This is a genomic window from Desulfobacter sp. (assembly GCF_050177295.1).
This window is the reverse complement of sequence record NZ_JBFXHE010000031.1, coordinates 1-21,552: the sequence shown is the minus strand read 5'-3', so window position 1 is coordinate 21,552 and position 21,552 is coordinate 1. Positions and strand designations below refer to the sequence as shown.

The window sequence follows — 21,552 nt, the reverse complement described above, 5'->3', positions numbered from 1 at the left end:
AGTTCAGGTCACTGCGGGTGCTCTTGGAGCCGGGCAGGATTACGGCTTTGTAAGCGGACAGGTCCCTTGGATGCTCAACTGGGTGCTTAACAAAATCCACGCCCAGACCCTCCACCTGGAACAGGGCATCAAAATCGGTGAAATTGGAGATATGGGGGGTGCGCACCACCAGCACCGTGGGGGTTTTAGCCGGATCGGTTCCGGCCACGGCGTGCTCAATCACCACGGAATCTTCGTTGGGAATATGGTGGCTGACCCAGGGCAACACGCCAAACACAGGTTTTCCGGTTTTGTTCTCGATCCACTCCACACCCTCTTTGAACAACGCAATATCTCCCCTGAACCGGTTGATGACAAAACCCGCGATCTGGTTCTGCCCGGCTTTTTCCAGACAGGCCAGGGTTCCCACAATCTGGGCGAATACCCCGCCCCGGTCAATGTCTGCGATGAGAATCACCGGTGCCCTGGCATAGGCCGCCATTTTTAAATTTACAATATCCCGTGCCATGAGATTGACTTCAGCGCAGGAGCCGGCCCCTTCCAGAACCACCACATCATTGGCGGCGCGCAGACGGTCCAGGGCGTTGCAGGCCGTATCCCAGAGTTTTGTCTTTTCCCAGTGATATTGCGCCGCGGACAGATCTTTATATACCTTTCCCAGCAGCACCACCTGGGATCCGATCTGGGTCACGGGCTTGAGCAGCACCGGGTTCATGTCCACATGGGGGGCGATGCGGGCTGCCTCGGCCTGGACAATCTGGGCCCGGCCCATTTCAAGTCCTTCCGGGGTCACCCCGGAATTATTGGACATATTCTGGGCCTTGTAAGGGGCCACTTTATGCCCGCGGTCTGAAAAAATCCGGCAAAGGGCTGTGGCAACCACGCTTTTGCCCACATCAGAACCTGTGCCCAGGGCGGCAATACATTTTGCCTTTTTTATATCAGCACTCATGTTTGCGCATCATTGCCATACTTATCTTGTTTCCAGTTTCTTATCCCTTGTCCCTTGCCCATCTCATACTTCCTGCTGTACCCCCGGGGGGTGATCATCAGATCATTGTAAATAAAGGTGGAACTGTTTCCCACAATCACGATGCTCTGCATACCCACGTCGGCCTTGTCCAGATTTTCCAGGGCACACAAAGCCACCTTCTGGTTGTCCCGCATGGCGCCGGTGACAATACCCACAGGGGTGGTACCGGCCCGGTGCTTAAGCATGATCTCCATGGCCCGGCCCAGCTGCCAGTCGCGTTTTTTGCTTTTGGGGTTGTAAATAGTGATCACAAAATCGGCAGAGGCTGCCGCATCCAGGCGTTTTTCAATTATCTGCCAGGGGGTGAGCAGATCGCTTAGGCTGACAGCTGCAAAATCGTGGGTCAGCGGCGCGCCCAAAAGCGCGGCACCTGCAGCAAGCGCCGGGATGCCCGGCACCACTTCAACACACAGGCTGCCTTTTTCGCCGGTATTGCAGGCAATTTTCTTTAATGCCAGCATTTCCAAAACCAGGCCTGCCATGGCGTAGATGCCTGCATCACCGCCGGAAACCAGGGCGCAACAATGGCCGTCAAGGGCCGCATCAATGGCGGCCTGAACCCGGTCCACCTCCCTGGTCATGCCTGTGGCAAGGGTCTTCTTGTTCTTGATCACCTCCTGGATCAGTTCGAGATAGGTCTTGTACCCCACCACAATATCGCAGGCCCCCAGCACCTGGCGCGCCCGGCCGGACATGTGGTCTGCCTTTCCGGGTCCTGTGCCGACTATGTAAAGGGTATTGCCGCGATGGCAAGGGTTACTGTCCGGCCTGCAATTTTCGGTGTTAACAGACGCGTTTGGCCCGTTGCCAGTATGGCTGCTGCTTCGCATACGCTTTGTATTCCTATATGTTTGTTCACCAGGGAAGAGGGATTGGGCACGCGCTTCACCTGGTCCAGTTGGTCTCTTGTATAAAATTCAATGGGCAGGTTTAAGGTGTGGGCAAGTTCCAGAAGCCCGGGTTCATCCGCTTTAAGATCCACGGACACGATTTTACACAGGCTGTTCACGCTGAACCCCTGGGCATGAAAGACCTTTCGCAAATGGTCTTCAAGTTCCTGCCGGGTTACGTCCCTTCGGCAGCCCATACCGGCCACCAGCATTTTGGGCCGCAGCACCAGCACTTTTTCCGGAAGGTCGCGGACCGTGTAATCCACCCATATTCCGGATTTTTCAGGCGAAAATAAGGAAGGATCTGCCATGAGCCTTGATTTTTCAGTGGGCCGCAGGTGCGGTGACACCAGACCAAACGGGTCATGAATTGGCAGGGGTTCCCCTCTGATAAAGGCCATGCTCACATGTTTAATGGCCCTTTTATTTTCAATATAAAGCCCCTGGTCCCTGGCAATCACATCAATGGCCGGCACCTGGTTGACATCCGTGGCCGTGGTGATCACGGGCCGTGCTCCCAGTATAGCCGAAAGCGTGACAGCCAGTTCATTGGCACCGCCGATATGGCCTGAGATCAGGCTGATCACAAAACGACCGGCCTCATCCCCGCACACCACGGCAGGGTCCCGGGTCTTATCCCGGATCAGGGGGGCGATGGTCCGCACCACAATACCCGTGGCCATAATAAAGTAATGGGCATCATAATGGTCCCAGACCAGCGCCAGGGCCTTGGCCAAAGCGGAGAACCGGGCATGGGACTCACCTGGCGCAAGTTTTTGTGATGCAAACAGGTGTGCATGGGGCAGGGATTGTTTCACCCGGTTTGCCAGGGCCATTCCATGGGGTGTCAGCACCCACATCCCAAGCTTTTTTTCAGCCCAGTTGATCACGCCTTGTCCCGGTATCCGTGGGCAAAGGCCCGGTCGTACAACAGTGATTTGACATTCTTTTCCGTCTCCAGAAAGGGCCCCACAATGATGAGCGCCAGGCGGTTGATTCCGTTTTCCGCCATGGTTTCGGCCAGACGGTCCACAATTGTAACAATGATGCGCTCTTCGGGATGGCTCACCCGATAGGCCACGGCCACCGGTGCCTCCGGCCCATAGGTTGCGGCCAGGATTTTTTCCACCTGTTCGGCCATACCGGCGCTTAAATAAATCGCCATGGACGCTTTATGGGCGGCCAGGCTTTCCAGGGATTCTTTTTCCGGCACCGGGGTCCGGCCTGAAATCCGGGTGAAGATCAGGGTCTGGGCGTGTTCCGGTACAGTGTATTCAACCTTGAGCGCGGCAGCCGCGGCAAAGGCCGCGGTAACGCCCGGGATCACCTCGCAGGGGATCCCCCGCCGGTCCAGCAGCATCATCTGTTCGGCAATGGCCCCGTAAAGGGATGGATCGCCGGTGTGCAGCCGCACGACTTTAAGCCCCTTGTCCCAGGCATGGGCCATGGCATCCACCATCTCGTCCAGGTGCATGCCGGCGCTGGACTCTTTTTTTACAGCGTCACCGGCCCAGGTCAGCACGGCCCCGGGTACCAGAGACCCTGCGTAGAGGATATAATCGGCGTCTTCCAGGGCTTTCATGCCCCTGACCGTAATCAGGTCCGGTGCCCCTGGACCTGCACCGGTAAATATAACCGGGAATTTTTTCGTCATGTTCATCATACCTTTCCTTTTTCTGCTGCGATGATCCACACGGGATTCAACGCTTCCATACGCCGTCCCCAGGGCATGTTCCGGGACTGGCTGATCTGGGCCTGGGTCAGGCTCACGTCAAAGCCTTTTTTTTCCAGCACCGATACCGCCAGGTGCAGGGTCTCTATCAGTACGGTGTTGACAACGATTCTGCCCAAAGGGATCAAAACCTCTGCCACCACATCCAGCACCTGGTCCATATTTTTGCCGGAGCCGCCGATAAAGACCCGGTCAGGCGTTGGCAAATTCGCCAACCCATGGGGAAGTTCAGCCTGAATGACAGACAGATTTTTAACCTTGTACCGCTCAACATTGGCTTTAATCTGTGCGGCCCGGGTCTGATTTTTTTCCACGGCATACACAAATCCGTCCGGCAAAAACAAAGTGGCTTCAATCCCCACAGATCCTGAACCTGCCCCCAGATCCCACAAGGTATTGTCCGGTGCCAGCGCCAGGGCTGCCAAAGACAGCACGCGGACCGGGGACTTGGTAATCAGACCCTTTTCATGGACAAACCGGTTATCCGGGGTTCCCAAACGCAAGGGACCGGGCGGGGCTGGCAAGTCTCCTTTTTTGAGCACCACCACATTGGGCTGGGCAAAGATCGGGGGGGCGTTTGTGTGTTCGTCTATCTGTTCATCCATGGAAAAAATTTTTTCTTCCGGGGCGCCCAGGTTCTGCAATACCCACATCTGCCAGGCATAATCATGAATATCCACCTGTTTTTTAACGGCCCAGGGATCGTTTTCAGGATCCGTGAGCACACACACCAGGTCCTTGTCATCCATGGCCTTTGCCAGGGCCGGCATATTGTCCCGGCCGTGCAGGCTCACCCAGGCCGCATCCTGCCAGGGCAATTTAAGCCGGGCAAAGGCGGCAGCCATGCTGGTGACATTGGGATGGATAATGACCTGATCCGGGTCCATACGGTCGATCAGGGTTTTGCCGATGCCGAAAAAAAGCGGATCACCCGAGGCCAGCACCACCACAGGCCCGTCAGCCATATGCTGCTCAATGAAATCCAGCACCCCGGACACAGGGCTTGAGATCTCTTTTTTTAACGCCTTTGCATCCCTAAAATATGACAGATGCCGTTTCCCCCCCACCAGGACAGCGGCCCTGTCAATAAGCGCGAGGTGGAATGCCGTAAGATCAGACGGGCCAAGGCCCATGCCGATCACATGAACCGGTTCATTCATGGCTGTTTCCCAAGCCCCTTAACCCCCATTGTTTCGATAAGTTCATTCATATTGGTTGTTTTTAAATTCATTCCGCCTTCGGATACCGGTAAAAGAATCAATTTTTTGCCCTGGAGGGCTTCGGCGATTTTCAGTTTGACCAATGCTTCTCCCCCGGCACTGGCCATGGCGTTGTTCATCTCCTGAATGCCCTTGGCTGCGGCTTCTCCTTCGGCCTTAATGGCCTGGGCAAGGAGCTGCTGTTTTTCATAATAAACATCTGCCTCAATTTTGGCTTTCAGGAACTCTCCGTCCACATCGGCGATCATCCTGTTGACGTCGCCCCTGGCCTCTTCGAGTTTCCGGTTGTACTCTTCCTGGGCCGCATGCTGGGCAGACTTGTTCTTTTCAACCAGCTGGTCAGCCACCTTTTTATCCTCAATGGCTTTCTGGTATTTGGGATTAAACCGGTAGTCCTTGGTCAGCACCTTTTCAATGGTGATGCCCATGGGTTTGAACATCGTTTGCAGGTATTCTTTTGTTTTACGGGCCTGGGCGCCCCTGCTTGCGGCAACGTAAAATTGTTCTGTGGTCAGTTCCCCGAAAAGATCCCGGGGTTTGCTCCGGACAATGGTGCGCACGATTTTCTGCCGAAGATCCATGTCGTCCTTTGCCACATTCTGAAGGATATAGGGGGCTTTTGCGGGATCAATTTTATATACGATAATCACATCAAGACTGATGTCGTTGCCGTCTATGGTTTTAAACAGCAGATCATCCCGGGTTCTTCTGTCCCCTTTATTGGCGTCATAGGTCATTTCAAGGTTTTGAAGTTTGGTATCAAAGGTATTCCAGTCATTGATAAAGGGCATAAAAAAATAGGTGGAACCAGGCGCATAATATTTTTCTTCCACCCCCTTTTTTCCAAAAAAAGAAAACTTTATGGTTCTGACACCCACTTCTGTGCTGTCTGTTGTATGGGGAACGCAACCCGCCAGCATAACCATGACCATAACAGCCGGCAAAAGAATCCATTTTTTCATCTGGTTTTTCATTTGGCACCTCCTTTGCTGCGGACATCAAAAAGTTCCAGGGCTTTGTTCAGATCAAGGGGATTGACCCCGGAGGGCCCATCACTGGGAAGAATGACGACATCAATGCCTTTATACACCTCGGCCATTTTCAGCCCCACCATACGCTCAGCCCCCTTTCCCTGGAGTGCTTCATTTTTCAACCGGGTTTGTTCTGCGTCCGCAAGTTTGACAAGAAGATCCGCTTCTGCCATTTTTTTTCTGTAGTACAAATCTTTTTCAGCCTGTTTTCTGGTGACATAGGCTTTCCCCTTTGCAAGCTCAACAGAGACGCGCACCTTGCCTTCCTGTTCAATTTTGGTCAGCTTGGCGCCTTCAATGGCTGCCCTTGCCTCAGCCTGATTTTTAAAAACAAGCTGGTCCTTGAGCTTCTTTTCTTCAATATTTTTCTGAATTTCATCGCTGTACTGAAAATACCGGACCAGGACATACTCCACCTCAATACCCTTGTCTTTGAGCTCTTCATTTAACTCCTGTTTTGCCGCCAGGGCCTTTTCAACTCTCATGGGGCTGTTGAAAAATTCTTCGGTGGTCAGCTTTCCCAGATTATTTTTAAGGGCAGGCTCTGTTTTCGGAATAATACCGTTGTCTTCAAACAGCCGGCCGGGGCCAATGTCGGTAAATACCTTATAAGGGTCGCTGATGCGATAAATGATGGAGACATCCACATCCACAAAAAATCCGTCAGAGGTCTGAATATGGGCAGCCTTTTCTATTCTGGTATCATAGGCGGCTGTTTGGGCAGAGGTGGTCAACTCCAGAACCTGCAATGCCCTCGGCAGTTTGTACATTTCTTGAACACCAAAGGGAAGCACCAGGTAAAGCCCTGTTTCATAAACCTTTTTTTGCACACCCCGGTGCCAGCCGATTCTATTGACCTTTATGCCGTATTCATAGGGCCGGATATATTCCAGAAACGAACCATATGCCAGAGCGGCAAGCACCACCAGCACCGTGAGAATCTTAATGAAGAGCGGTACTTTGAATTTGAATTTTGGCAGCTTTGCTTTTTTTACAAAGTCTGTGGTTGAATGGATTACCTTTGGGGCATTGTCTTCCAGATTGTCCGGGGTCTCCATGATACCTCCTTCATCATGTTCATGTTCAATAACTGTTTTTATTCTGCCTTCATACCCTGATTTCCTTTCAAATGAGAACGTATATAATCAAAATCAATTTTCAACATAAAAAATGGGCATGCTTAAAATAAATGGGAGATGGTTCATGGCAGAAGCAAACTATAATCGTGTCGTATCTGAGATAAAAATGCTCAATCTATCCGATCAGCTTCGTTTGTTGGAACAAATGGCGGTCATCATTCGTCAAAAAACAAGCACTGGCCGCGTTCGCAGCATCCTTGAGTTAAAAGGCAAGGGCAAGGAGACCTGGAAGGGGCTTGATGTAAAGACGTATCTTGATAAGGAACTCGGAAAAAAATAACTCCTCCATTTTGGGCCTTGAAAAATACCACATCCGCCCCGGAACTGCCGGAAACGATTTCATCCCCCTTTGACCATCTCATAGGTCGGTACCATCCTCACCCTATTTGCGGCAATTCAGCCACCATCAAAATAAAATTAAAATCAGTTCAGGAGTTATTAGTTTTTTTCCAAACTTTGCTAACAATCTTCCTGTGGGAATCAAAGACAATGGCTCCTTGGAAATCATAAATAACGGCCCTGAACCGGCACGGTGCCGGGCAAAATTTTTCGGCGGATCGAATCATGGTAGCGCCTACTTTTTCCAGCACATCCGGGTAACCCGGCCATATCATTCCAAAGGCATGCCGGGCCGTGTTGGCGTTTAAAATCTCCCGGATCAAGGTTTTATTGCCTGTTTCTTCTTTCACCACATCCGCCAGCCAGTCCATGGTAAGATCCGATTGGGATGCATGGGTATGGGCAAACCCCTGAGCCATTTTCAGTGCTTTGCCGAAAAACACGGCCAGGGTGGCATTGGGGATTTTATTTTCAGCAAGGCTTTCCATGGCCATGCCGAAGAAATCCCCGATCTGTATAAAAGCCTCCGGGTGCAAATTGTACAGGTCGGTGAAAACCGCTTGGGAAAACCGCTCGGTTCGCCTTCCTGTGGTCAAAAGCACATGGTCGCATCCACACGCCCGGGCCACGGCCATGGCCGACCGGATGGTGGCGGTGTAGGCCTCGTGGGATAAGGGTTTTACAAGCCCTGTGGTGCCCAGAATGGACAAGCCGCCTACTATACCCAGCCGGCGGTTCAGTGTTTTTTCGGCCAGTGCTTCGCCGTTCTCCACAAAAATTTGCGCGCTCACCCCGGCATTGCTGTGATACTGGTTGAGCACCTGCAAGGCGGATTCCCGGATCATCTTCCGGGGTCCGGGATTTATGGCAGGTTCTCCCGGCGGTATCTCAAGGCCGGGTTTGGTGACCATGCCCACGCCTTTGCCGCCAATGATCTGCACAGTACCGGGTTCATCGGTCAGGCTCACTCCGGCACCGATCCTGGCCCGGTGGGTGATATCCGGGTCATCCCCTGCATCCTTGACCACCACGGCCCGGACCAGATCATTGCTCCAGCATACCGAGTCAACGAAAATTTCAAGAACCTGGCCGTTGAGCAGATTGACGGTTACCGATCCTGGAACCTGCTTTGTGAACAGGTACACCAGGGCCGCTTTTACTGCAGCCGCGGCTGCCGTGCCCGTGGTAAATCCTATACGTAATTTTTTTTTCTCTCTATCCGGCAATCCAGTACACAAATCCCACAAAAACAATACTTGCCACCCGGAACCCCTGGCCCATAAGCAACATGGAAAGTCCCATGCCCGGTGAAAAAATTCCCATGTACCGGGGCAGCTGGTGCCGGATGGCCCGGATGGGAAACGCGATGATATTGCCTAAAAGCAGTGCAATTACGGTCTGTTTCACGGTGATGGTGCCGGCATCCATCAAGGCCCCTGCTGCGGCAAACCCTGCGGTGAATTCCGAGGCAAAGCTTAATACCACCACACTCAGGGACTGGGCCGGGACAAAATTCTGCACGGCAAACCGGGTCATAAAGGTTTCAATGGCATCAAAGGCGCCTGCCGCAGTGAGTACGTAGACCCCGGTGTAAACCGGAATCACAAAGGCCACCACCCGGGTAAACCGGGCCGGCAGCTTTTCCTTTAAAGACTGCATCAAAGGCGTTTTCTTTTTTGAAATGCCCTGGGCTTCCCCGGCCTGTACATCGTCAATTACCTTCGTCCCTGGGCTTTGGGCCCCCACAAAAAAGTGTCCGAACAGGACGAACAAAAACGTACGGACACAGTTGGCCAGAAAGGTCAAAAGGAAATAGAGCAACCCTGCTGTACGCGTTAAAGGCAGCACAATAAAAAAAGTCGTGGGCAAGTGCAGAAAATAGGCCGGGAACTGATTGATAAAGTTGGTCAAAAAAAGTTGGCGCCGGGTGATCTGCTTTTCCTTGTAAAAATCCAGGAGCATGGCATTGGCAGACACCCCTGAAAAAAAGGCAGCGGTAAATGCGGCAGAACACCGGGTTCCTAAGTTGGCGAACCTGAAGACCGGCGCAGCCAGAGCACCCAGTGTACGGGTCCAGCCCGTATCATCAATGGCCTGGGCCACCACAAGACCGATGCAGACAAAGGCCAGCATCCGGGAAAGCGGCCAAAACAGACGTCCGGGCAATTTTGCCACGGTGACACCCTCCACCCAGGCAAGGCCTGCGCCAAGCACGATTCCTGTGATCACAAGTCCGGCTATCAGCGCCAGGCCGTTATTCTGTTTTTTTTTCATTTTCGACACAATGCCCGCTTTTCTTGGATATGATCAGGGTCCAGTAATCGGGTTTTTTCTCCTGAAATACATTCATATTACTGATAATCTGCTCGCCTTCAAGCCCGCATTTGACAATGCCCACACTTTTATCGGCCAGGCCTGCCTCATCCAGGGCCTTTGCAATGTCTGCGGCATTTTTATACGCCTTGAGAAAAACCACATTGTCCGCACGGTTGCTCAGTTCCCGGAACTTATCCCCGCCCGTGACACCGGACAAAAGGACCAGGGACTGTTCTCCTTCCACCAGAGGCGTGTTGATACGGGCCGCTGCAGCCTGGTAAGAGGTGATGCCCGGAATGGAACAGATTTCAATGTGCGGGGCAAGTTTTTGGATCTGTTTAATCACATATCCGTAGGTGGAGTAGGTCATGCAGTCCCCAAGGGTGATAAAGGCGGTATTTTTGCCCTGCTCCAGCACCTTGATCACGGTTCCGGCATTATCCTGCCACGCCGCTTCCATGACCAACTTGTCCCGGGTCATGGGAAAAGGCAGTATTTGAATGGGAACACCCGCCTTTAAGTGGGGCTTGGCAATCTCAACCGCCTGACTGTGGGAGTTTTTTGCAGCGGATGCGGCAAACACCATGTCCACCTGGCTCAAAATTTTAACAGCTTTCAAGGTGATGAAATCCGGGTCTCCGGGGCCCACACCAATGCCGTACAAAATGCCCTGGGTCATTTTATTTCCTTTCACCGGCAATGCGTGCCAATGCATTCAGCACACTTGCCGCCACATTGGAGCCGCCTTTAAAGACAGCCTAATCTTTATGAGTAACTTTATTTCCCAAGTATGTAGTAACGGCTTTCCACTGCTCATCTGTGATGTCATGCCTGCTCGTGGGAGCATATCAACACGAACGGTCTTAAAAGTCTATATTTTTCAAGCTTGTTTTGGCAATTTCAGATGCGACCGGTCTTTTCAACCCGTTTACGGTTCACCCCAAGGTCTGAATCTCCTGTACGGGATACCGGTTTCTTTCAGAATGAAATTTTTGTATTTTGCTGTTGGCAAAATTTTTATTTAATACTGGGTTTACACTATTTTTAATTATTGTTAATGCACCCCTCAGTTAAGTAGTGCTTGAACGGGAATCTGTGTTTGGAGGACTATGTACTTGTTGGTAATAATATAGTTGCAGGAGATACCCATATGAAAATTTTGATTGCAGAAGACGATGCCATGCTTCAGGCTATGGCAGATACTTTGATGGGGCATTGGGGATACAACTTTGATCTAGTTTCAAACGGCAGGGAAGCCGTGGAAAAAGCTATGGCATGCAACGGAGATTATGATCTGTGCCTGATGGATATCGATATGCCGGTGATGAACGGATTTGAAGCCACAAGGCTGATCCGGGAAAAAGTGAAGTATTTCCCCATCATGGCAATAACCGGAAACCCTACGGCAAAGCGCAAATTTTTTGACGTCGGTATGGATGATTTTTTAGGAAAGCCTTATGCTATTCGCGATTTGCAAAATAAAATCAACAAATTAACTGTTAAATATTACCAACACCAGTAACCAGGACAGCCCCAGTGGTAATAGGGCCAGTGGGACGGCCGGTCATCGTCTCTGAGGTGCAGCTCTCCGGGCCGCTGGGGCCACATATGCAGCTCTACCACATCCACCAGGGGATAGACGTACTGAATTTCCCCTAGGGGCTGGGTGCGCATCTCTCGGATTCGTCCGGCCAGAGTGATCTCCCTGTCTGCTTTATAGACCAGCGGATCCAGGAACCCGGGATTAAGGGCCAGGAAGCGCCCCTCTGTTTTATCAGATTGCGGGGGGCGCCGGTTCCGGTCTGATGAGATCTGCAGCACCTCAATGAGGGTGCCCTCCTCAAGGGGCTTGGTGCTGATGATCCGGCCGGACCAGAGTATCATCTTTCCTAAAAAGGCATCCGGGGTCTTAAGAACGGCGCTAAGCTCTGCCTCGGGGGTGGCCTGTTGGGCCACCGGCTTTGAAATAACACCGGCACATCCGGCAAGGGAGATGAGAGCTAAAGCAATGAGGCCTGTTTTTAGCCATTGGGTCGGCATGGTTCACTCCTTTGAATGAGATATGACAATATGGGAAAAGATATTGCATTTTTTAAAAAAATAAAAGTGCAATCTCAAGAAGTTTGCCTTGAATTATCTTATTTTCTTTCACCGGCAATGAGTGCCAACGCATTAATTACACTTGCCGCCACATTGGAGCCGCCTTTGCGGCCCACATTTGAGATATAAGGTATGCTGGTTTTTATCAGGGCGGCCTTGGATTCCGCCGCATTGACGAACCCCACGGGAAGCCCCACAACAAGGGCCGGATCAGCCGCGTTTTCTTTTATCATGCTCAGCAGATGAAGCAGGGCCGTGGGGGCGTTACCCACCACATAGATGCCGTTTGCCATCATGGGCGCGGCCATTTCCACAGCCACCCGGGCCCGGGTCACACCCCATTCCTTTGCCTGGGACGCCACCCGGGGATCAGCCATGAGGCATTCACACCTGCTGCCAAAGGCTGCCAGAGGTTCTTTGCGGATACCGGCTTTGGCCATGTTGGTGTCCGTGATCACGGTGCACCCGTTCCGGATGGCCCTGATTCCGGCTTCCACTGCGTCCCTGGAGATCCTGACCATCTCCATGTATTCAAAATCCGCTGTGGTATGGATCATGCGCTGCACAATTTTCCACTCATCCGGGGCAAAATTGTGGGGGCCAGCCTCCGCGTCAATGATGGCAAAGCTTTTTGCTTCGATTTCATGGGGCTTCATTTACGAAAAGTTTCCTTTGGTTCTGATATTGAAAACACGCCTGCACAAAATGTTGCGGCAGGTCCGGGTTGCTTTTAAAATGCAGGTGCAGGTAGCTGCCAAGGGTCCGGTTCACCTCAAACCCCGGCACGGCCCGGGTGCCGCCGGTCCGGTCGCAGGCATTATACACACTTTTTTCCCCATGGTCATCCAGGCTGGAGTAATGGAACTCATGTCCCCGGGCTGTGACACCTGCCGGTCCGAGAATCGTGTCCCGGTTCAACCTGATTTCCCGGTATCCAAGGGCCCGCAGCGTTTTGGACATGCGGCAGGTAAACCCGAAACACCCCACCATGTCGTGGTATTGCCCGTCCAGGTCTTCCAGGGTGCGGCAAAGGGTCATGAACCCGCCGCACTCCGCATAAATGGGCATACCGTTTTTGCATGCCAGGGAAACAGCCTGCCTGAATCCGGTATTTTCCGCAAGGGTTGAGGCATGCAGTTCCGGATATCCGCCGCCAAGATACAGGCCGTCTATGTTGTCCGGAAGATCCGGGTCCGAAAGCGGCGAAAAATAAATAATCTGGGCCCCGGCCTGTTCCAGCAGTTCAATATTTTCAGGATAATAAAAACAGAAGGCCGCATCCCGGGCCAGGGCGATGCGCACAAACGCCGGTTTTTTTTCCGGGGGCGCCGGCGTATCTGTGCAGACCCGGGGCAGTGAATCCAGCAGGGCATCAAGATCCATGCAGCTTTCCACCAGATCGGCAAGGGCATCCTGCATCTGATCGCCAAGCCCATGGTCGTCACTGGTGACAAGGCCCAAATGCCTGGATGGAATTTCAATGTCCGGATTCCGGCCCACTCCGCCAAGACAGGGCATCCTCACATTGCCCGCCAGGGCCTGGGTCAGATAGTCCAGGTGGACGGGACTGCCCACCTGGTTGAACAGAACCCCTGCGAATTTAAGGTCCGGGTCAAAATTTTCAAACCCCTGGACCAGGGCCCCGGCGCTTCGGGCCATGCTGCGGGCATCCACCACCAGCAGCACGGGCAGATCCAGCCATTTGGCCATCTGGGCCGTGGAACCGGCTTCGGTTCTGCCGTCATACCCGTCAAACAGGCCCATCACCCCTTCCACCACGGCAATGTCGGACTGTCCGCTGTTTTGCTTAAAAATCTCCAGGTTGGTCTGTTTTTTCAGCATCCATCCGTCCAGGTTCCTGCCGGCAACATCTGTGATGAAGGTGTGGTGCCCCGGATCAATGAAATCAGGGCCTGTTTTAAAGGGTGCAACCTGCAGTCCCCGGCGCTTGAATGCAGCCATCAGCCCCAGGGTAATGGTGGTCTTGCCGCACCCGGAGTGAACGCCGGCAACCACGATCCCCTTCATTTGACACCGCTTTTTTCAAGGGCTCCGGGATAAAGAATATCGGCAATGGTGTGAATGCCTTTGAGCAGATCCATGGTGGGCCGGGATACGATCGTTTCATCCACAATGAAAATCTGATTTTCCTTTACCGCCCGGATCACGTCAAAGCCGGGCTCGTCTTTGATCATCTCTAGTGTGGGCTGGTTCATGACGCCTTTCTGGGCAAGGTATGCATCAATCTCATGGGCATGGGATAAAATCCGCTCTTTGCCGTAAAAGGCGATATTGGTGCCTCTCACGGCGGGCGCGTCTTGGGCAAGGTTTACACCGCCTGCTGTTTCCAGGGCAAAAATAGCCATGGAACCGGGTGTAAAGGTTTTCATCCGGGAATGTATGGCCTCAAAATAGACCTGTTTTTTATCCGGAATCGCCCGGGTCACAGCCGTAATCTTTGCAATTTCATCCTTGAATGAGAAGACCATCTGCCGCGCCTGATCAACTTTGCCGGTGAGAATGCCCAGATCCAGCCAGTAGTCAAACATCTGGTCCACACTGCCGGGCTGAAGGGAAACAACAATAATACCTGATTTTTCCATACCCTTTACCAGGGCGGTATAGGCCCGGTCGATCATGGGCCGGATCAAAACCAGGTCCGGCTGGGCAGCCATGAATTTTTCCAGTCCGTCATGGTAGGAATATCCCGGTTTTCCCGCCCATTCGTCCATGGGACAAACCCCGATGATTTCATCATCAAGCCCCAGGGTTTTCAAATTTCGGGTATGGGCACCGTACAGGCTGATAATCCTGGTAAAGGGCGCATTAACCTGGATGCTGCGTCCCCCAGCATCCGTAACAACATTGCCGGCATGGCTTTGCACTGGCACGGTCAAGACCCCAAAAGCCACAAAAATAACTGCTGATATGTATTTTAACGTTTTCATTATAAGAATACCACCTGTCTGCATTTGATCGTTTCATCGTAATACACTTTGGATGACACTTGAAAGACCTTATAAATTACCGATTCAGTTAAAATTTCATCCACCGGCCCATGGGCAGCGATCCGCCCATTTTTTAAAAACAGCAGGGACCGGCAGAACCGGGCAGCCAGATTAAGATCCTGCATAACACTGATCACGGTCAGACCGTTGTTTTTCACCCTGTCCGCAACCAGGGTCATGAGCGCCAGGGTATGGCGGATGTCCAGGTTGGAAAAGGCCTCGTCCAGGATCAGGCAGGGCGCGTCCTGGGCCAGTGCCCTGGCAAAGACCACGCGCTGGCGTTCCCCGCCGGACAGCTCCGTAACCTGGCGAAGGGAAAAATCGCTGATCCCCGTGGCAGACATGGCCTGGTCCACCAGTTCCCGGTCCTTTGCACCAGGCCCACTGAACCGGCCCAGATGGGGATACCGGCCCATCATTACCACCTGGTCCACGGTAAAGGGAAAGTTCACCGAAAAATCCTGGGGCACCAGAGCACATTTTTTTGCAAGCTCCCAGGCGTTGAAATCATCCAGGTGCCTGCCGTTCAGCAGGATATTGCCGGTTTTCGGTTTCAGGTGTCCTGTGATCAGGTCAAGCAGGGTGGTTTTCCCACTGCCGTTGGGCCCGAGTACACCATGGAAGACCCCGGTCTTTATTTCCAGGCTGATCCCTGAAAAAATGGGATGGTTTTCATAGGAAAAACAGATATCCTTTAATATATATCCCATGGGCCTTAAAACTTTTGTTTTCCGGAGAACTGCCGTTTAAACACATAACAGAAAAACGGCCCCCCGATCAATGCGGTGAGTACCCCGATAGGCAGTTCCGAAGGCAGTACGGCCCGGGTAAAGGTATCTGCACACAGCAGCAGCACCGCCCCTGCCAGAAGGGAAACCGGCATCAGCCACTGGTTGTCCGCCCCCACAATCGGGCGCATCATATGGGGCACTAAAAGCCCTACAAATCCGATGATGCCGGACACGGACACACACACTGCCGCCATGAGTGAGGCTGCGGCCAAAAGAATCAGACGGGATTTTTTCACATCTACGCCCAGGGAGGCGGCAGCCCGGTCGCCCAAGGCCATAAGATTCAAGTCCCTGCCAAAACACAGGCACACCACAGCGCCCAGGCTCACAAAGGCAAGGGAAAGCCCTGCATCCTTCCAGGTCTTGGCGGCAAAACTGCCCATGAGCCAGAAAATGATCACAGAGACCCGTTCATCCGCCGCATATTTTAAGAAACTGATCCCGGCTGAAAGAATAGCGGCAACGATAATACCCGAAAGAATCAGGTTGCCGGATGAATACCCGCCGGCAGTGCCGCCGGACAGGTACAGCACCACGGCCAAAGTCATAACAGCACCGGCAAAGGCGCACAGCCCCACACTTAAACCCGGAAAATAACTCAAGTTGAAAAAAAAGGCCACACAGGCCCCAAAGGCCGCACCTGCTGAAATGCCAAGGGTATAGGGATCAGCCAGGGGATTTTTCAAAATCCCCTGGAACACCACCCCGGAAACAGAGAGCCCGGCCCCCACAATGGCGGCTGTAAAAATTCTGGGAAGGCGCACATCCCAGATAATGGCCGACGCCAGCGCATCTGCAGGGCCCCGGCCCCAGAGCTTTTCCCAGATCACGGCCAGCACCTGTGCAAAGGGCAGGCAAACCACGCCCATGGCCGCAGACAAAACAATGACCCCGCCCAGCAGCAGGCCAAGAATAATTGCCACCCGGGCGGGGGCGCTTTTTATGCCTGTTGCAGCTGGCATGGTTAACAAACTTCCTTTCAGCTTCTATTTAAGATGTTCCATTGCCTTTGCCAGCTGACTTACCCAGATGTCGGCAAATTCATCATATTCAGCAGTACCTTTAAGCACGGTCTGACAGGAGAATCCAGCCTTGGTGAGCTGGGATTTCCAGGAATCTTCTTCATCGCCTGCCATATCATTTTTGGCATGGTCCCCGGCAACTGACATAAAGGGCATTACCCATACTTTTTTAGCCTTTTTAGCCTTAAGCCAGGCAATGACATCCCCAAGTTCAGGATACCCTTCCACAGTGCCCATGATGATGTTGGGGTCTTTTTGCTGAACCTGCCAGTTCATCCCGGAGTAGTAAATATTCCCCGGATGGTGGGTGCCATGGCCCATGAGCACAACAGGTTCATTTGCCTTACGCGCCTTGGGCAGCGTGGCAATGACAGCGTCAACCGCTTTGGCAACCGTGTCCTGGGCACCCAGCATGGGAAAGCCTAAAATGAGCCTGTCAAAACCACCGGGCATGGCCTTGAAACCATTCACGGTCATGGTCAGCTCATGGTACTCTTCTCCCGGGATAGTGTGAAGGGACTGCACTGCCACATGGGTGTAGCCTTGGTCCATCATTTTGGCCAGTGCCTGGGTCGGGGAAAGAATAATCTCACCTTGGTTGGCCAGTTTATGCCGGATAATATGAGAGGTATAGGCCCAGACCACATCAACCCCGGGAAACGCCTTTTTTACTTTTGCCTCAATGTTTTGAAAAGAGACCTTTGCTGAGGCCTCGCTGGTGCCAAATGCCACCAGCAGAATGCCTTTTTTCATCTTTCTTGCTTCTTTGTGGGCATATGCATTTGCTGCACACAAAACCATGGCCAAAACAACTGCTGCGGAAATCAATTTTTTCATACAATGTTCTCCTGATTACCCTGGATGTTAATAATAAAGCGCTGTAAGCCATCCGGAACTTGCACCGCGCACTAAAAAAACCGGCAGGGACATATTTGCCTAGACATTCCTGCCGCCATTCGACCCGAGGAGGCGATCCCGCATACAGGACTCCCAAAAAAACAAAACAGCCCTTCAAGCCATAAAGGACTTGAAGGGCTGCACCCAGTTTTCTTGGCCCTTGTAATTATTTAAGTCTGCATCGACGGTTCCCTCCGCACAACGCACATAATCAGTTCAGGCAGGTCTTCTGGCTCCCGGATCATTCAAATCCCTGTGCCTTCCCATGCGCCTTAAAAACGCACAGTGGCAATGTGCAGGTCTTGTCCCCGGTTACAGCGGCGGGACCGCTCCCGATTTTAACGGGATTCCCTGTTAGGCCCAAACGGGCGCCTCAACACAGGGCCTATGATCGCGCAATAAGAGGCCCCTGTCAAGTGGGCTTTGGGGATGGCAGTGCTGATGAAGCATTTCAATTTGATTCATGTCAATCTTCGCTAATATACGCTTCAATCCTCAGAAAGACTGGGCCAATATCCGAAAGTTTACCATCCAATTCCTTATCCATTAGGTGTATATGCTGTCATATATCTGACTATTGTGGAAGACGAACTATGACGGCACTGGTTATTTTTCTTGTGAGTTATCTGGGAATTGCCATGGGACGAATCCCCGGCCTGGCCGTGGACAGGGTGGGCATTGCCATTCTGGGGGCCATCGCCATGGTTGTCTTCGGCGGGGTATCGCCCCAGGAGGCGGTACGTTGCATTGACTTTCCAACCCTCTGCCTTTTGTACGGGCTGATGATTATTTCGGCCCAGCTGCGTCTTGGCGGATTTTACACCGCTGCCGCTGAAAAAATCCTTGGGTTTTCCGACCGGCCCCGTTTGTTTCTTCTGGTGAGCATGTTTGTTTCAGCCTTGCTGTCCGCCCTTCTTGCCAATGATATCATCTGTTTTGCCATGGCACCGATCCTGGCCTATTCTCTCAAACGAGCCGGATTGAATCCTGTTCCCTTTTTGCTGGGTCTGGCCGTGTCGAGCAATATCGGGTCTGCGTCCACACTGATCGGGAATCCCCAGAATATGCTCATCGGCCAGATGGGACATCTTTAGCCTCGTCCCACTTCGGCTGGCGTACCTGCCAACTCAATCAATGGCATCTTTACACTTTTTTTCATGAAATAACCTCCCCAAACGGGCTGCGCCCAATTAGTCATCGCGGCCAACCCAGCCGCAGGAATTGCCTTCTGTTGAGATTGCATTTAGGTAATATTTTGTTTATTCTTTACTTTCAATGCTGTGTAAAACTATATTACATACATACCGTATGTATGTCAATGAGGAATTTATGCGAAAGGTCAAACAACCTGATCACGGCCCAGGGAACAAGCAGGATGAACGTAGCCGCCACACCACCGGCCGCCTCCTTGCCGAAGCACGGCGTTTGTTTGCCGAACACGGATTCTCAGGGGTATCGGCCGAGCAGATCGTGGCAGCCGCAGGGGTTACCCGCGGAGCCCTGTATCATCATTTTGACGGAAAAAAGGGGGTGTTCCGCGCAGTGCTGGAACAGGTGCAGGCTGAGATTGAGCAGCGTGTGAAGGCCGCAGTGGACCGGGCCCAAGACCCTATGGAGATGCTCATCGCCGGAAACGACGCGTTTTTAGCGGCCTGTCTCGACCCCGGCCTGCAACGCATTTTACTCACCGACGCACCGGCTGTGCTGGGTTGGGAAGAATGGCGGGCGGTTGACGAGGATTACGTACAGGGTAAGTATCGCGCCTTTTTGGGGCAGCTCATGGACGATGGCGTACTTCGGCCTTTCCCTGTTGATGCCCTGGCTCATATCATATCAGGCGCGGCCAATGAGGCGGCGTTTTGGGCGGCCCGGGCAGACGACCCCGAAACCGCCCTGGCCCAGGCCCAAAAAACCATGGCCGTGATGATCCGCTCTTTGAGCGCCTGAGGCGGGATTTAGGCTCGGTCATATCACCCACATGGGCTGTGAGCCCACAACGAACAATGAAACTAAAGACACCAACAATGCGGGCTAAAATAGGCGCCCCAGGCGCTTCGCCCTCTTGTTTCCTGTATCTTGTCTCTAGTTTCTTATAAAAGGAACCTTAACCCGATGTTTTCGATTACACCTGCAAAAATACTCTTGATTACGGCCCTGTCTTTAAGTGCCGCGCTGTTAGGATTATTTGACAGGCTATATGCCTGGCAGTGGCAGCATATTCAGTTGCATTCAACAATAGAAACGCTTGGCGGTATGACTTCCTGCCTAATTTCCATAATATTGTTCATCCAGTCCCGGGAAAAGCTGGATGCCAGTTTAGTCATGCTGGCGACAGGATTTGCCAGCATGGGCGTGCTTGATACCGCCCATGCGATAAGCCAGCTTGGAGACTCTTTTATTTTTCTTCACAGCGGGGCCAGTTTATCAGGCGGTTTCTTTTTTGCTTCGGTCTGGTTCAGCAAAGGACGACGATTTGGAAGCCTTAATGAACTGCGGTTCATATACTTTGGATTTATCATCCTGTCGGTTTCAATCGGATTGAGGGCCCTGCTGTTTCCAGGCGATGTGCCTCAAATTATGCCATTGTTTGACGGTAGATTTACCATGGCAGCAGTCCTGATCAATATAACGGCAAGCCTTTTGTTTATTGCCTCAGTATTCAAGTTTTATCAGGTGTACCGGCAACAAGGAGACCCGCGGGATCTGCTTTTCGCTTGTCTGGCGTATCTGTTTGGAATTGCCGCGATGATTTTTCCATTTTCAAGCCCCTGGAACGGTATGTGGTGGGTCTGGCATCTGGTACGGCTGTCCGCTTTTTTAACTACGCTTGTCTTTATTGCCCGGCAGTATGGAAAATATCTGGGAATAGATGAGGGTGAAAACAAAAAGAATCGTGAATAATGAGAATTTTGTCCTGGCTGCATAACTGCCCCCGGTATTTGGCCTTTTGGGTGCTGGCTGACGTAATTTATTTTTTTTTTATATATTTATTTCTGGGAACAGGTATTCCATTAAGCCTCTCCCAGTTTATAATTGTCCATTTGCTGGGCATTGCCGTGGGAACCATGGTCATGTTCGCGGGCTTGGGAGGGGGGGTGCTCTGGATACCGGTCTTGACTTTTTTAGATATCAGACCTTCTGACGCGGTTGCCATCTCCATATTTACCCAGATTGCCGGAAAAGGGACAGGCTCATTGACCTACCTTTTTAACGGGATGGTTGACATGGAAAAAACTAAAAGCTTTATTCCCATGGCCTTACTGGGCGTGACCCTGGGATTTTTAGCAGGCTTTTTTACACCTGTGGCCTATGAACGATTCCTGCTCTACATCTTTTTACTGATTGCGGGCTATCTGCTGATGAGAACCATTCAATCCCTTAATACCCAGGATTCGGAAACAGAAAAAAAGATTCCCATAGATACCATTCCCATAGATACCATTCCCAATTTAAGACAAAGCTATCCTGTTGTGATTCTCTCCTCTTTTTTTACAGGCCTTTTGAGCATTGGTAATACGGATTGGCTCATCCCCCATATGACGCTCAAGCTCAATATGGAGACATCCCGGGCCGTGGCCACCAGTTTATTCATCATGTTTGTAACTATTTTATTTTACCTGGTACTGGTCTGTATCAGTGTCTGGGTTGGGAACGCATCCTGGCCCCATGGGACATCTTTGCTATTTGCAACCTGCAGCGGTGTTATTATGGGGGGGCAAATCGGTACCCGTTTAATCCGTATTCCATGGCTGAAGCGGCATCAAAAACATACCTTCATTATTTTGCTGGCGATGTCCATCATTCACTTGATTTGGTAGAAAAAAAATCTGGAGAAACAACCGAGAAAATGATGTTGTCCCGGTGATATGAATTTACGCGAACACCGTCAACGGGGACGTGATTTTCATACAGTGTTTCATCCAGCCATTCGATTCTTTTTACGGGGGTTTTTAAACCGGTTTGCCGGTATTTGAGCAAGGCTTCTTTGATGGTCCATATTTTCAGGATGGTTTCAAGGTCTGCCCCGGCGTATG

24 protein-coding genes, 1 pseudogene and 1 riboswitch are annotated in these 21,552 nt (G+C 52.0%); of the genes and pseudogenes, 6 read left to right on the top strand and 19 right to left on the bottom strand.

Annotated elements, in window-relative coordinates; all coding sequences use genetic code 11:
- The 7 genes from AB7U36_RS04355 to AB7U36_RS04325 all read right to left on the bottom strand — a co-directional run.
- The coding region (locus AB7U36_RS04355) for a cobyric acid synthase (protein ID WP_428158588.1) at positions 1–952 on the bottom strand (952 nt) is incomplete at its 3' end.
- Positions 949–1,728, bottom strand: coding sequence for a precorrin-3B C(17)-methyltransferase (gene cobJ / locus AB7U36_RS04350; protein WP_428158587.1), 780 nt, complete (start codon positions 1,726–1,728; stop codon positions 949–951). The genes cobJ and AB7U36_RS04355, both read right to left, overlap by 4 nt.
- A 29-nt stretch (positions 1,729–1,757) precedes the next feature.
- Positions 1,758–2,783: a cobalt-precorrin 5A hydrolase gene (locus tag AB7U36_RS04345; RefSeq protein ID WP_428158586.1), complete on the bottom strand. Its 1,026-nt coding sequence runs from the start codon at positions 2,781–2,783 to the stop codon at positions 1,758–1,760.
- 26 nt (positions 2,784–2,809) lie between these two features.
- Entirely contained in the window at positions 2,810–3,577 is a 768-nt protein-coding gene (gene cobM / locus AB7U36_RS04340; RefSeq protein WP_428158585.1) for a precorrin-4 C(11)-methyltransferase, read from the bottom strand.
- A 5-nt stretch (positions 3,578–3,582) separates the two neighbouring features.
- Positions 3,583–4,815: a precorrin-6y C5,15-methyltransferase (decarboxylating) subunit CbiE gene (cbiE, locus tag AB7U36_RS04335; protein ID WP_428158584.1), complete on the bottom strand. Its 1,233-nt coding sequence runs from the start codon at positions 4,813–4,815 to the stop codon at positions 3,583–3,585.
- Positions 4,812–5,849 (bottom strand): SPFH domain-containing protein, encoded by a 1,038-nt coding sequence (locus AB7U36_RS04330; RefSeq protein ID WP_428158583.1) that lies wholly within the window; start codon positions 5,847–5,849, stop codon positions 4,812–4,814. Before AB7U36_RS04330 ends, cbiE begins: the two co-directional genes overlap by 4 nt.
- Entirely contained in the window at positions 5,846–6,964 is a 1,119-nt protein-coding gene (locus tag AB7U36_RS04325) for an SPFH domain-containing protein (RefSeq protein WP_428158582.1), read from the bottom strand. The genes AB7U36_RS04330 and AB7U36_RS04325 overlap by 4 nt, the downstream gene beginning before the upstream one ends.
- A gap of 145 nt (positions 6,965–7,109) precedes the next feature.
- On the opposite strand from AB7U36_RS04325, the gene AB7U36_RS04320 reads away from it, so the two are divergent.
- On the top strand, positions 7,110–7,325 hold the full coding sequence (locus AB7U36_RS04320; protein ID WP_428158581.1) for a hypothetical protein: 216 nt from the start codon (positions 7,110–7,112) through the stop codon (positions 7,323–7,325).
- A gap of 148 nt (positions 7,326–7,473) precedes the next feature.
- Here AB7U36_RS04320 and cbiD read toward each other — a convergent pair whose 3' ends face one another.
- From cbiD to AB7U36_RS04300, 4 genes and pseudogenes are all read right to left on the bottom strand, one after another.
- Entirely contained in the window at positions 7,474–8,610 is a 1,137-nt protein-coding gene (cbiD, locus tag AB7U36_RS04315) for a cobalt-precorrin-5B (C(1))-methyltransferase CbiD (protein WP_428158580.1), read from the bottom strand.
- Positions 8,600–9,658, bottom strand: coding sequence for a nucleoside recognition protein (locus AB7U36_RS04310; protein ID WP_428158579.1), 1,059 nt, complete (start codon positions 9,656–9,658; stop codon positions 8,600–8,602). The genes cbiD and AB7U36_RS04310 overlap by 11 nt, the downstream gene beginning before the upstream one ends.
- Positions 9,639–10,379, bottom strand: coding sequence for a precorrin-2 C(20)-methyltransferase (gene cobI / locus AB7U36_RS04305; protein WP_428158578.1), 741 nt, complete (start codon positions 10,377–10,379; stop codon positions 9,639–9,641). Before cobI ends, AB7U36_RS04310 begins: the two co-directional genes overlap by 20 nt.
- A gap of 221 nt (positions 10,380–10,600) precedes the next feature.
- Positions 10,601–10,669: pseudogene (locus tag AB7U36_RS04300) on the bottom strand (DUF1499 domain-containing protein); the annotation flags it as partial.
- Positions 10,670–10,799: 130 nt separating this feature from the next.
- On the opposite strand from AB7U36_RS04300, the gene AB7U36_RS04295 reads away from it, so the two are divergent.
- Positions 10,800–11,222: a response regulator gene (locus AB7U36_RS04295; RefSeq protein WP_428158577.1), complete on the top strand. Its 423-nt coding sequence runs from the start codon at positions 10,800–10,802 to the stop codon at positions 11,220–11,222.
- Here the strand turns inward: AB7U36_RS04295 and AB7U36_RS04290 are convergent.
- The 7 genes from AB7U36_RS04290 to AB7U36_RS04260 all read right to left on the bottom strand — a co-directional run bounded on the left by AB7U36_RS04290 (position 11,207) and on the right by AB7U36_RS04260 (position 17,458).
- A complete protein-coding gene (locus AB7U36_RS04290) occupies positions 11,207–11,740 on the bottom strand; it encodes a Slp family lipoprotein (RefSeq protein WP_428158576.1) in 534 nt (177 codons plus the stop codon). The two genes, AB7U36_RS04295 and AB7U36_RS04290, sit on opposite strands and share 16 nt — an antisense overlap.
- A 98-nt stretch (positions 11,741–11,838) precedes the next feature.
- The gene (locus AB7U36_RS04285) at positions 11,839–12,456 is read right to left on the bottom strand and encodes a precorrin-8X methylmutase (protein ID WP_428158575.1); all 618 of its coding nucleotides are present in this window, start codon (positions 12,454–12,456) and stop codon (positions 11,839–11,841) included.
- Positions 12,443–13,828 carry a cobyrinate a,c-diamide synthase gene (locus tag AB7U36_RS04280; RefSeq protein ID WP_428158574.1) on the bottom strand — a complete coding sequence of 462 codons (1,386 nt, stop codon included), beginning with the start codon at positions 13,826–13,828 and terminating at the stop codon, positions 12,443–12,445. Before AB7U36_RS04280 ends, AB7U36_RS04285 begins: the two co-directional genes overlap by 14 nt.
- Positions 13,825–14,748, bottom strand: coding sequence for an ABC transporter substrate-binding protein (locus AB7U36_RS04275; RefSeq protein WP_428158573.1), 924 nt, complete (start codon positions 14,746–14,748; stop codon positions 13,825–13,827). The genes AB7U36_RS04280 and AB7U36_RS04275 overlap by 4 nt, the downstream gene beginning before the upstream one ends.
- Positions 14,748–15,518, bottom strand: a complete 771-nt coding sequence (locus AB7U36_RS04270) for an ABC transporter ATP-binding protein (RefSeq protein ID WP_428158572.1) — start codon at positions 15,516–15,518, stop codon at positions 14,748–14,750. Before AB7U36_RS04270 ends, AB7U36_RS04275 begins: the two co-directional genes overlap by 1 nt.
- A gap of 5 nt (positions 15,519–15,523) precedes the next feature.
- On the bottom strand, positions 15,524–16,561 hold the full coding sequence (locus tag AB7U36_RS04265) for a FecCD family ABC transporter permease (RefSeq protein ID WP_428158571.1): 1,038 nt from the start codon (positions 16,559–16,561) through the stop codon (positions 15,524–15,526).
- A gap of 24 nt (positions 16,562–16,585) precedes the next feature.
- The gene (locus tag AB7U36_RS04260; protein ID WP_428158570.1) at positions 16,586–17,458 is read right to left on the bottom strand and encodes a sirohydrochlorin cobaltochelatase; all 873 of its coding nucleotides are present in this window, start codon (positions 17,456–17,458) and stop codon (positions 16,586–16,588) included.
- Positions 17,459–17,720: 262 nt separating this feature from the next.
- Positions 17,721–17,909: riboswitch (cobalamin riboswitch) on the bottom strand.
- 202 nt (positions 17,910–18,111) lie between these two features.
- Here AB7U36_RS04260 and AB7U36_RS04255 point away from each other — a divergent pair.
- The 4 genes from AB7U36_RS04255 (at position 18,112) to AB7U36_RS04240 (ending at position 21,336) form a co-directional block, all read left to right on the top strand.
- Complete coding sequence (locus AB7U36_RS04255) at positions 18,112–18,612, top strand: SLC13 family permease (RefSeq protein ID WP_428158569.1); 501 nt, start codon at positions 18,112–18,114, stop codon at positions 18,610–18,612.
- Positions 18,613–18,847: 235 nt separating this feature from the next.
- A complete protein-coding gene (locus AB7U36_RS04250) occupies positions 18,848–19,465 on the top strand; it encodes a TetR/AcrR family transcriptional regulator (protein WP_428158568.1) in 618 nt (205 codons plus the stop codon).
- 165 nt (positions 19,466–19,630) lie between these two features.
- A complete protein-coding gene (locus AB7U36_RS04245) occupies positions 19,631–20,419 on the top strand; it encodes an MASE3 domain-containing protein (RefSeq protein ID WP_428158567.1) in 789 nt (262 codons plus the stop codon).
- The gene (locus AB7U36_RS04240; RefSeq protein WP_428158566.1) at positions 20,419–21,336 is read left to right on the top strand and encodes a sulfite exporter TauE/SafE family protein; all 918 of its coding nucleotides are present in this window, start codon (positions 20,419–20,421) and stop codon (positions 21,334–21,336) included. The genes AB7U36_RS04245 and AB7U36_RS04240 overlap by 1 nt, the downstream gene beginning before the upstream one ends.
- On the opposite strand, the gene AB7U36_RS04235 is transcribed toward AB7U36_RS04240, so the two are convergent.
- Positions 21,317–21,552, bottom strand: a 236-nt coding sequence (locus AB7U36_RS04235; protein ID WP_428158565.1) for a 4'-phosphopantetheinyl transferase superfamily protein, incomplete at its 5' end; no start/stop codon positions are given. The genes AB7U36_RS04240 and AB7U36_RS04235 overlap by 20 nt on opposite strands.

Coding starts and splice junctions, on each gene's coding strand:
- cobJ (WP_428158587.1), bottom strand. CDS start 1,728: ATGTCCGGCCGGGCGCGCCAGGTGCTGGGGGCCTGCGATATTGTGGTG.
- AB7U36_RS04345 (WP_428158586.1), bottom strand. CDS start 2,783: ATGTGGGTGCTGACACCCCATGGAATGGCCCTGGCAAACCGGGTGAAA.
- cobM (WP_428158585.1), bottom strand. CDS start 3,577: ATGACGAAAAAATTCCCGGTTATATTTACCGGTGCAGGTCCAGGGGCA.
- cbiE (WP_428158584.1), bottom strand. CDS start 4,815: ATGAATGAACCGGTTCATGTGATCGGCATGGGCCTTGGCCCGTCTGAT.
- AB7U36_RS04330 (WP_428158583.1), bottom strand. CDS start 5,849: ATGAAAAACCAGATGAAAAAATGGATTCTTTTGCCGGCTGTTATGGTC.
- AB7U36_RS04325 (WP_428158582.1), bottom strand. CDS start 6,964: ATGGAGACCCCGGACAATCTGGAAGACAATGCCCCAAAGGTAATCCAT.
- AB7U36_RS04320 (WP_428158581.1), top strand. CDS start 7,110: ATGGCAGAAGCAAACTATAATCGTGTCGTATCTGAGATAAAAATGCTC.
- AB7U36_RS04310 (WP_428158579.1), bottom strand. CDS start 9,658: ATGAAAAAAAAACAGAATAACGGCCTGGCGCTGATAGCCGGACTTGTG.
- cobI (WP_428158578.1), bottom strand. CDS start 10,379: ATGACCCAGGGCATTTTGTACGGCATTGGTGTGGGCCCCGGAGACCCG.
- AB7U36_RS04290 (WP_428158576.1), bottom strand. CDS start 11,740: ATGCCGACCCAATGGCTAAAAACAGGCCTCATTGCTTTAGCTCTCATC.
- AB7U36_RS04285 (WP_428158575.1), bottom strand. CDS start 12,456: ATGAAGCCCCATGAAATCGAAGCAAAAAGCTTTGCCATCATTGACGCG.
- AB7U36_RS04280 (WP_428158574.1), bottom strand. CDS start 13,828: ATGAAGGGGATCGTGGTTGCCGGCGTTCACTCCGGGTGCGGCAAGACC.
- AB7U36_RS04275 (WP_428158573.1), bottom strand. CDS start 14,748: ATGAAAACGTTAAAATACATATCAGCAGTTATTTTTGTGGCTTTTGGG.
- AB7U36_RS04270 (WP_428158572.1), bottom strand. CDS start 15,518: ATGGGATATATATTAAAGGATATCTGTTTTTCCTATGAAAACCATCCC.
- AB7U36_RS04265 (WP_428158571.1), bottom strand. CDS start 16,561: ATGCCAGCTGCAACAGGCATAAAAAGCGCCCCCGCCCGGGTGGCAATT.
- AB7U36_RS04260 (WP_428158570.1), bottom strand. CDS start 17,458: ATGAAAAAATTGATTTCCGCAGCAGTTGTTTTGGCCATGGTTTTGTGT.
- AB7U36_RS04255 (WP_428158569.1), top strand. CDS start 18,112: ATGACGGCACTGGTTATTTTTCTTGTGAGTTATCTGGGAATTGCCATG.
- AB7U36_RS04250 (WP_428158568.1), top strand. CDS start 18,848: ATGCGAAAGGTCAAACAACCTGATCACGGCCCAGGGAACAAGCAGGAT.
- AB7U36_RS04245 (WP_428158567.1), top strand. CDS start 19,631: ATGTTTTCGATTACACCTGCAAAAATACTCTTGATTACGGCCCTGTCT.
- AB7U36_RS04240 (WP_428158566.1), top strand. CDS start 20,419: ATGAGAATTTTGTCCTGGCTGCATAACTGCCCCCGGTATTTGGCCTTT.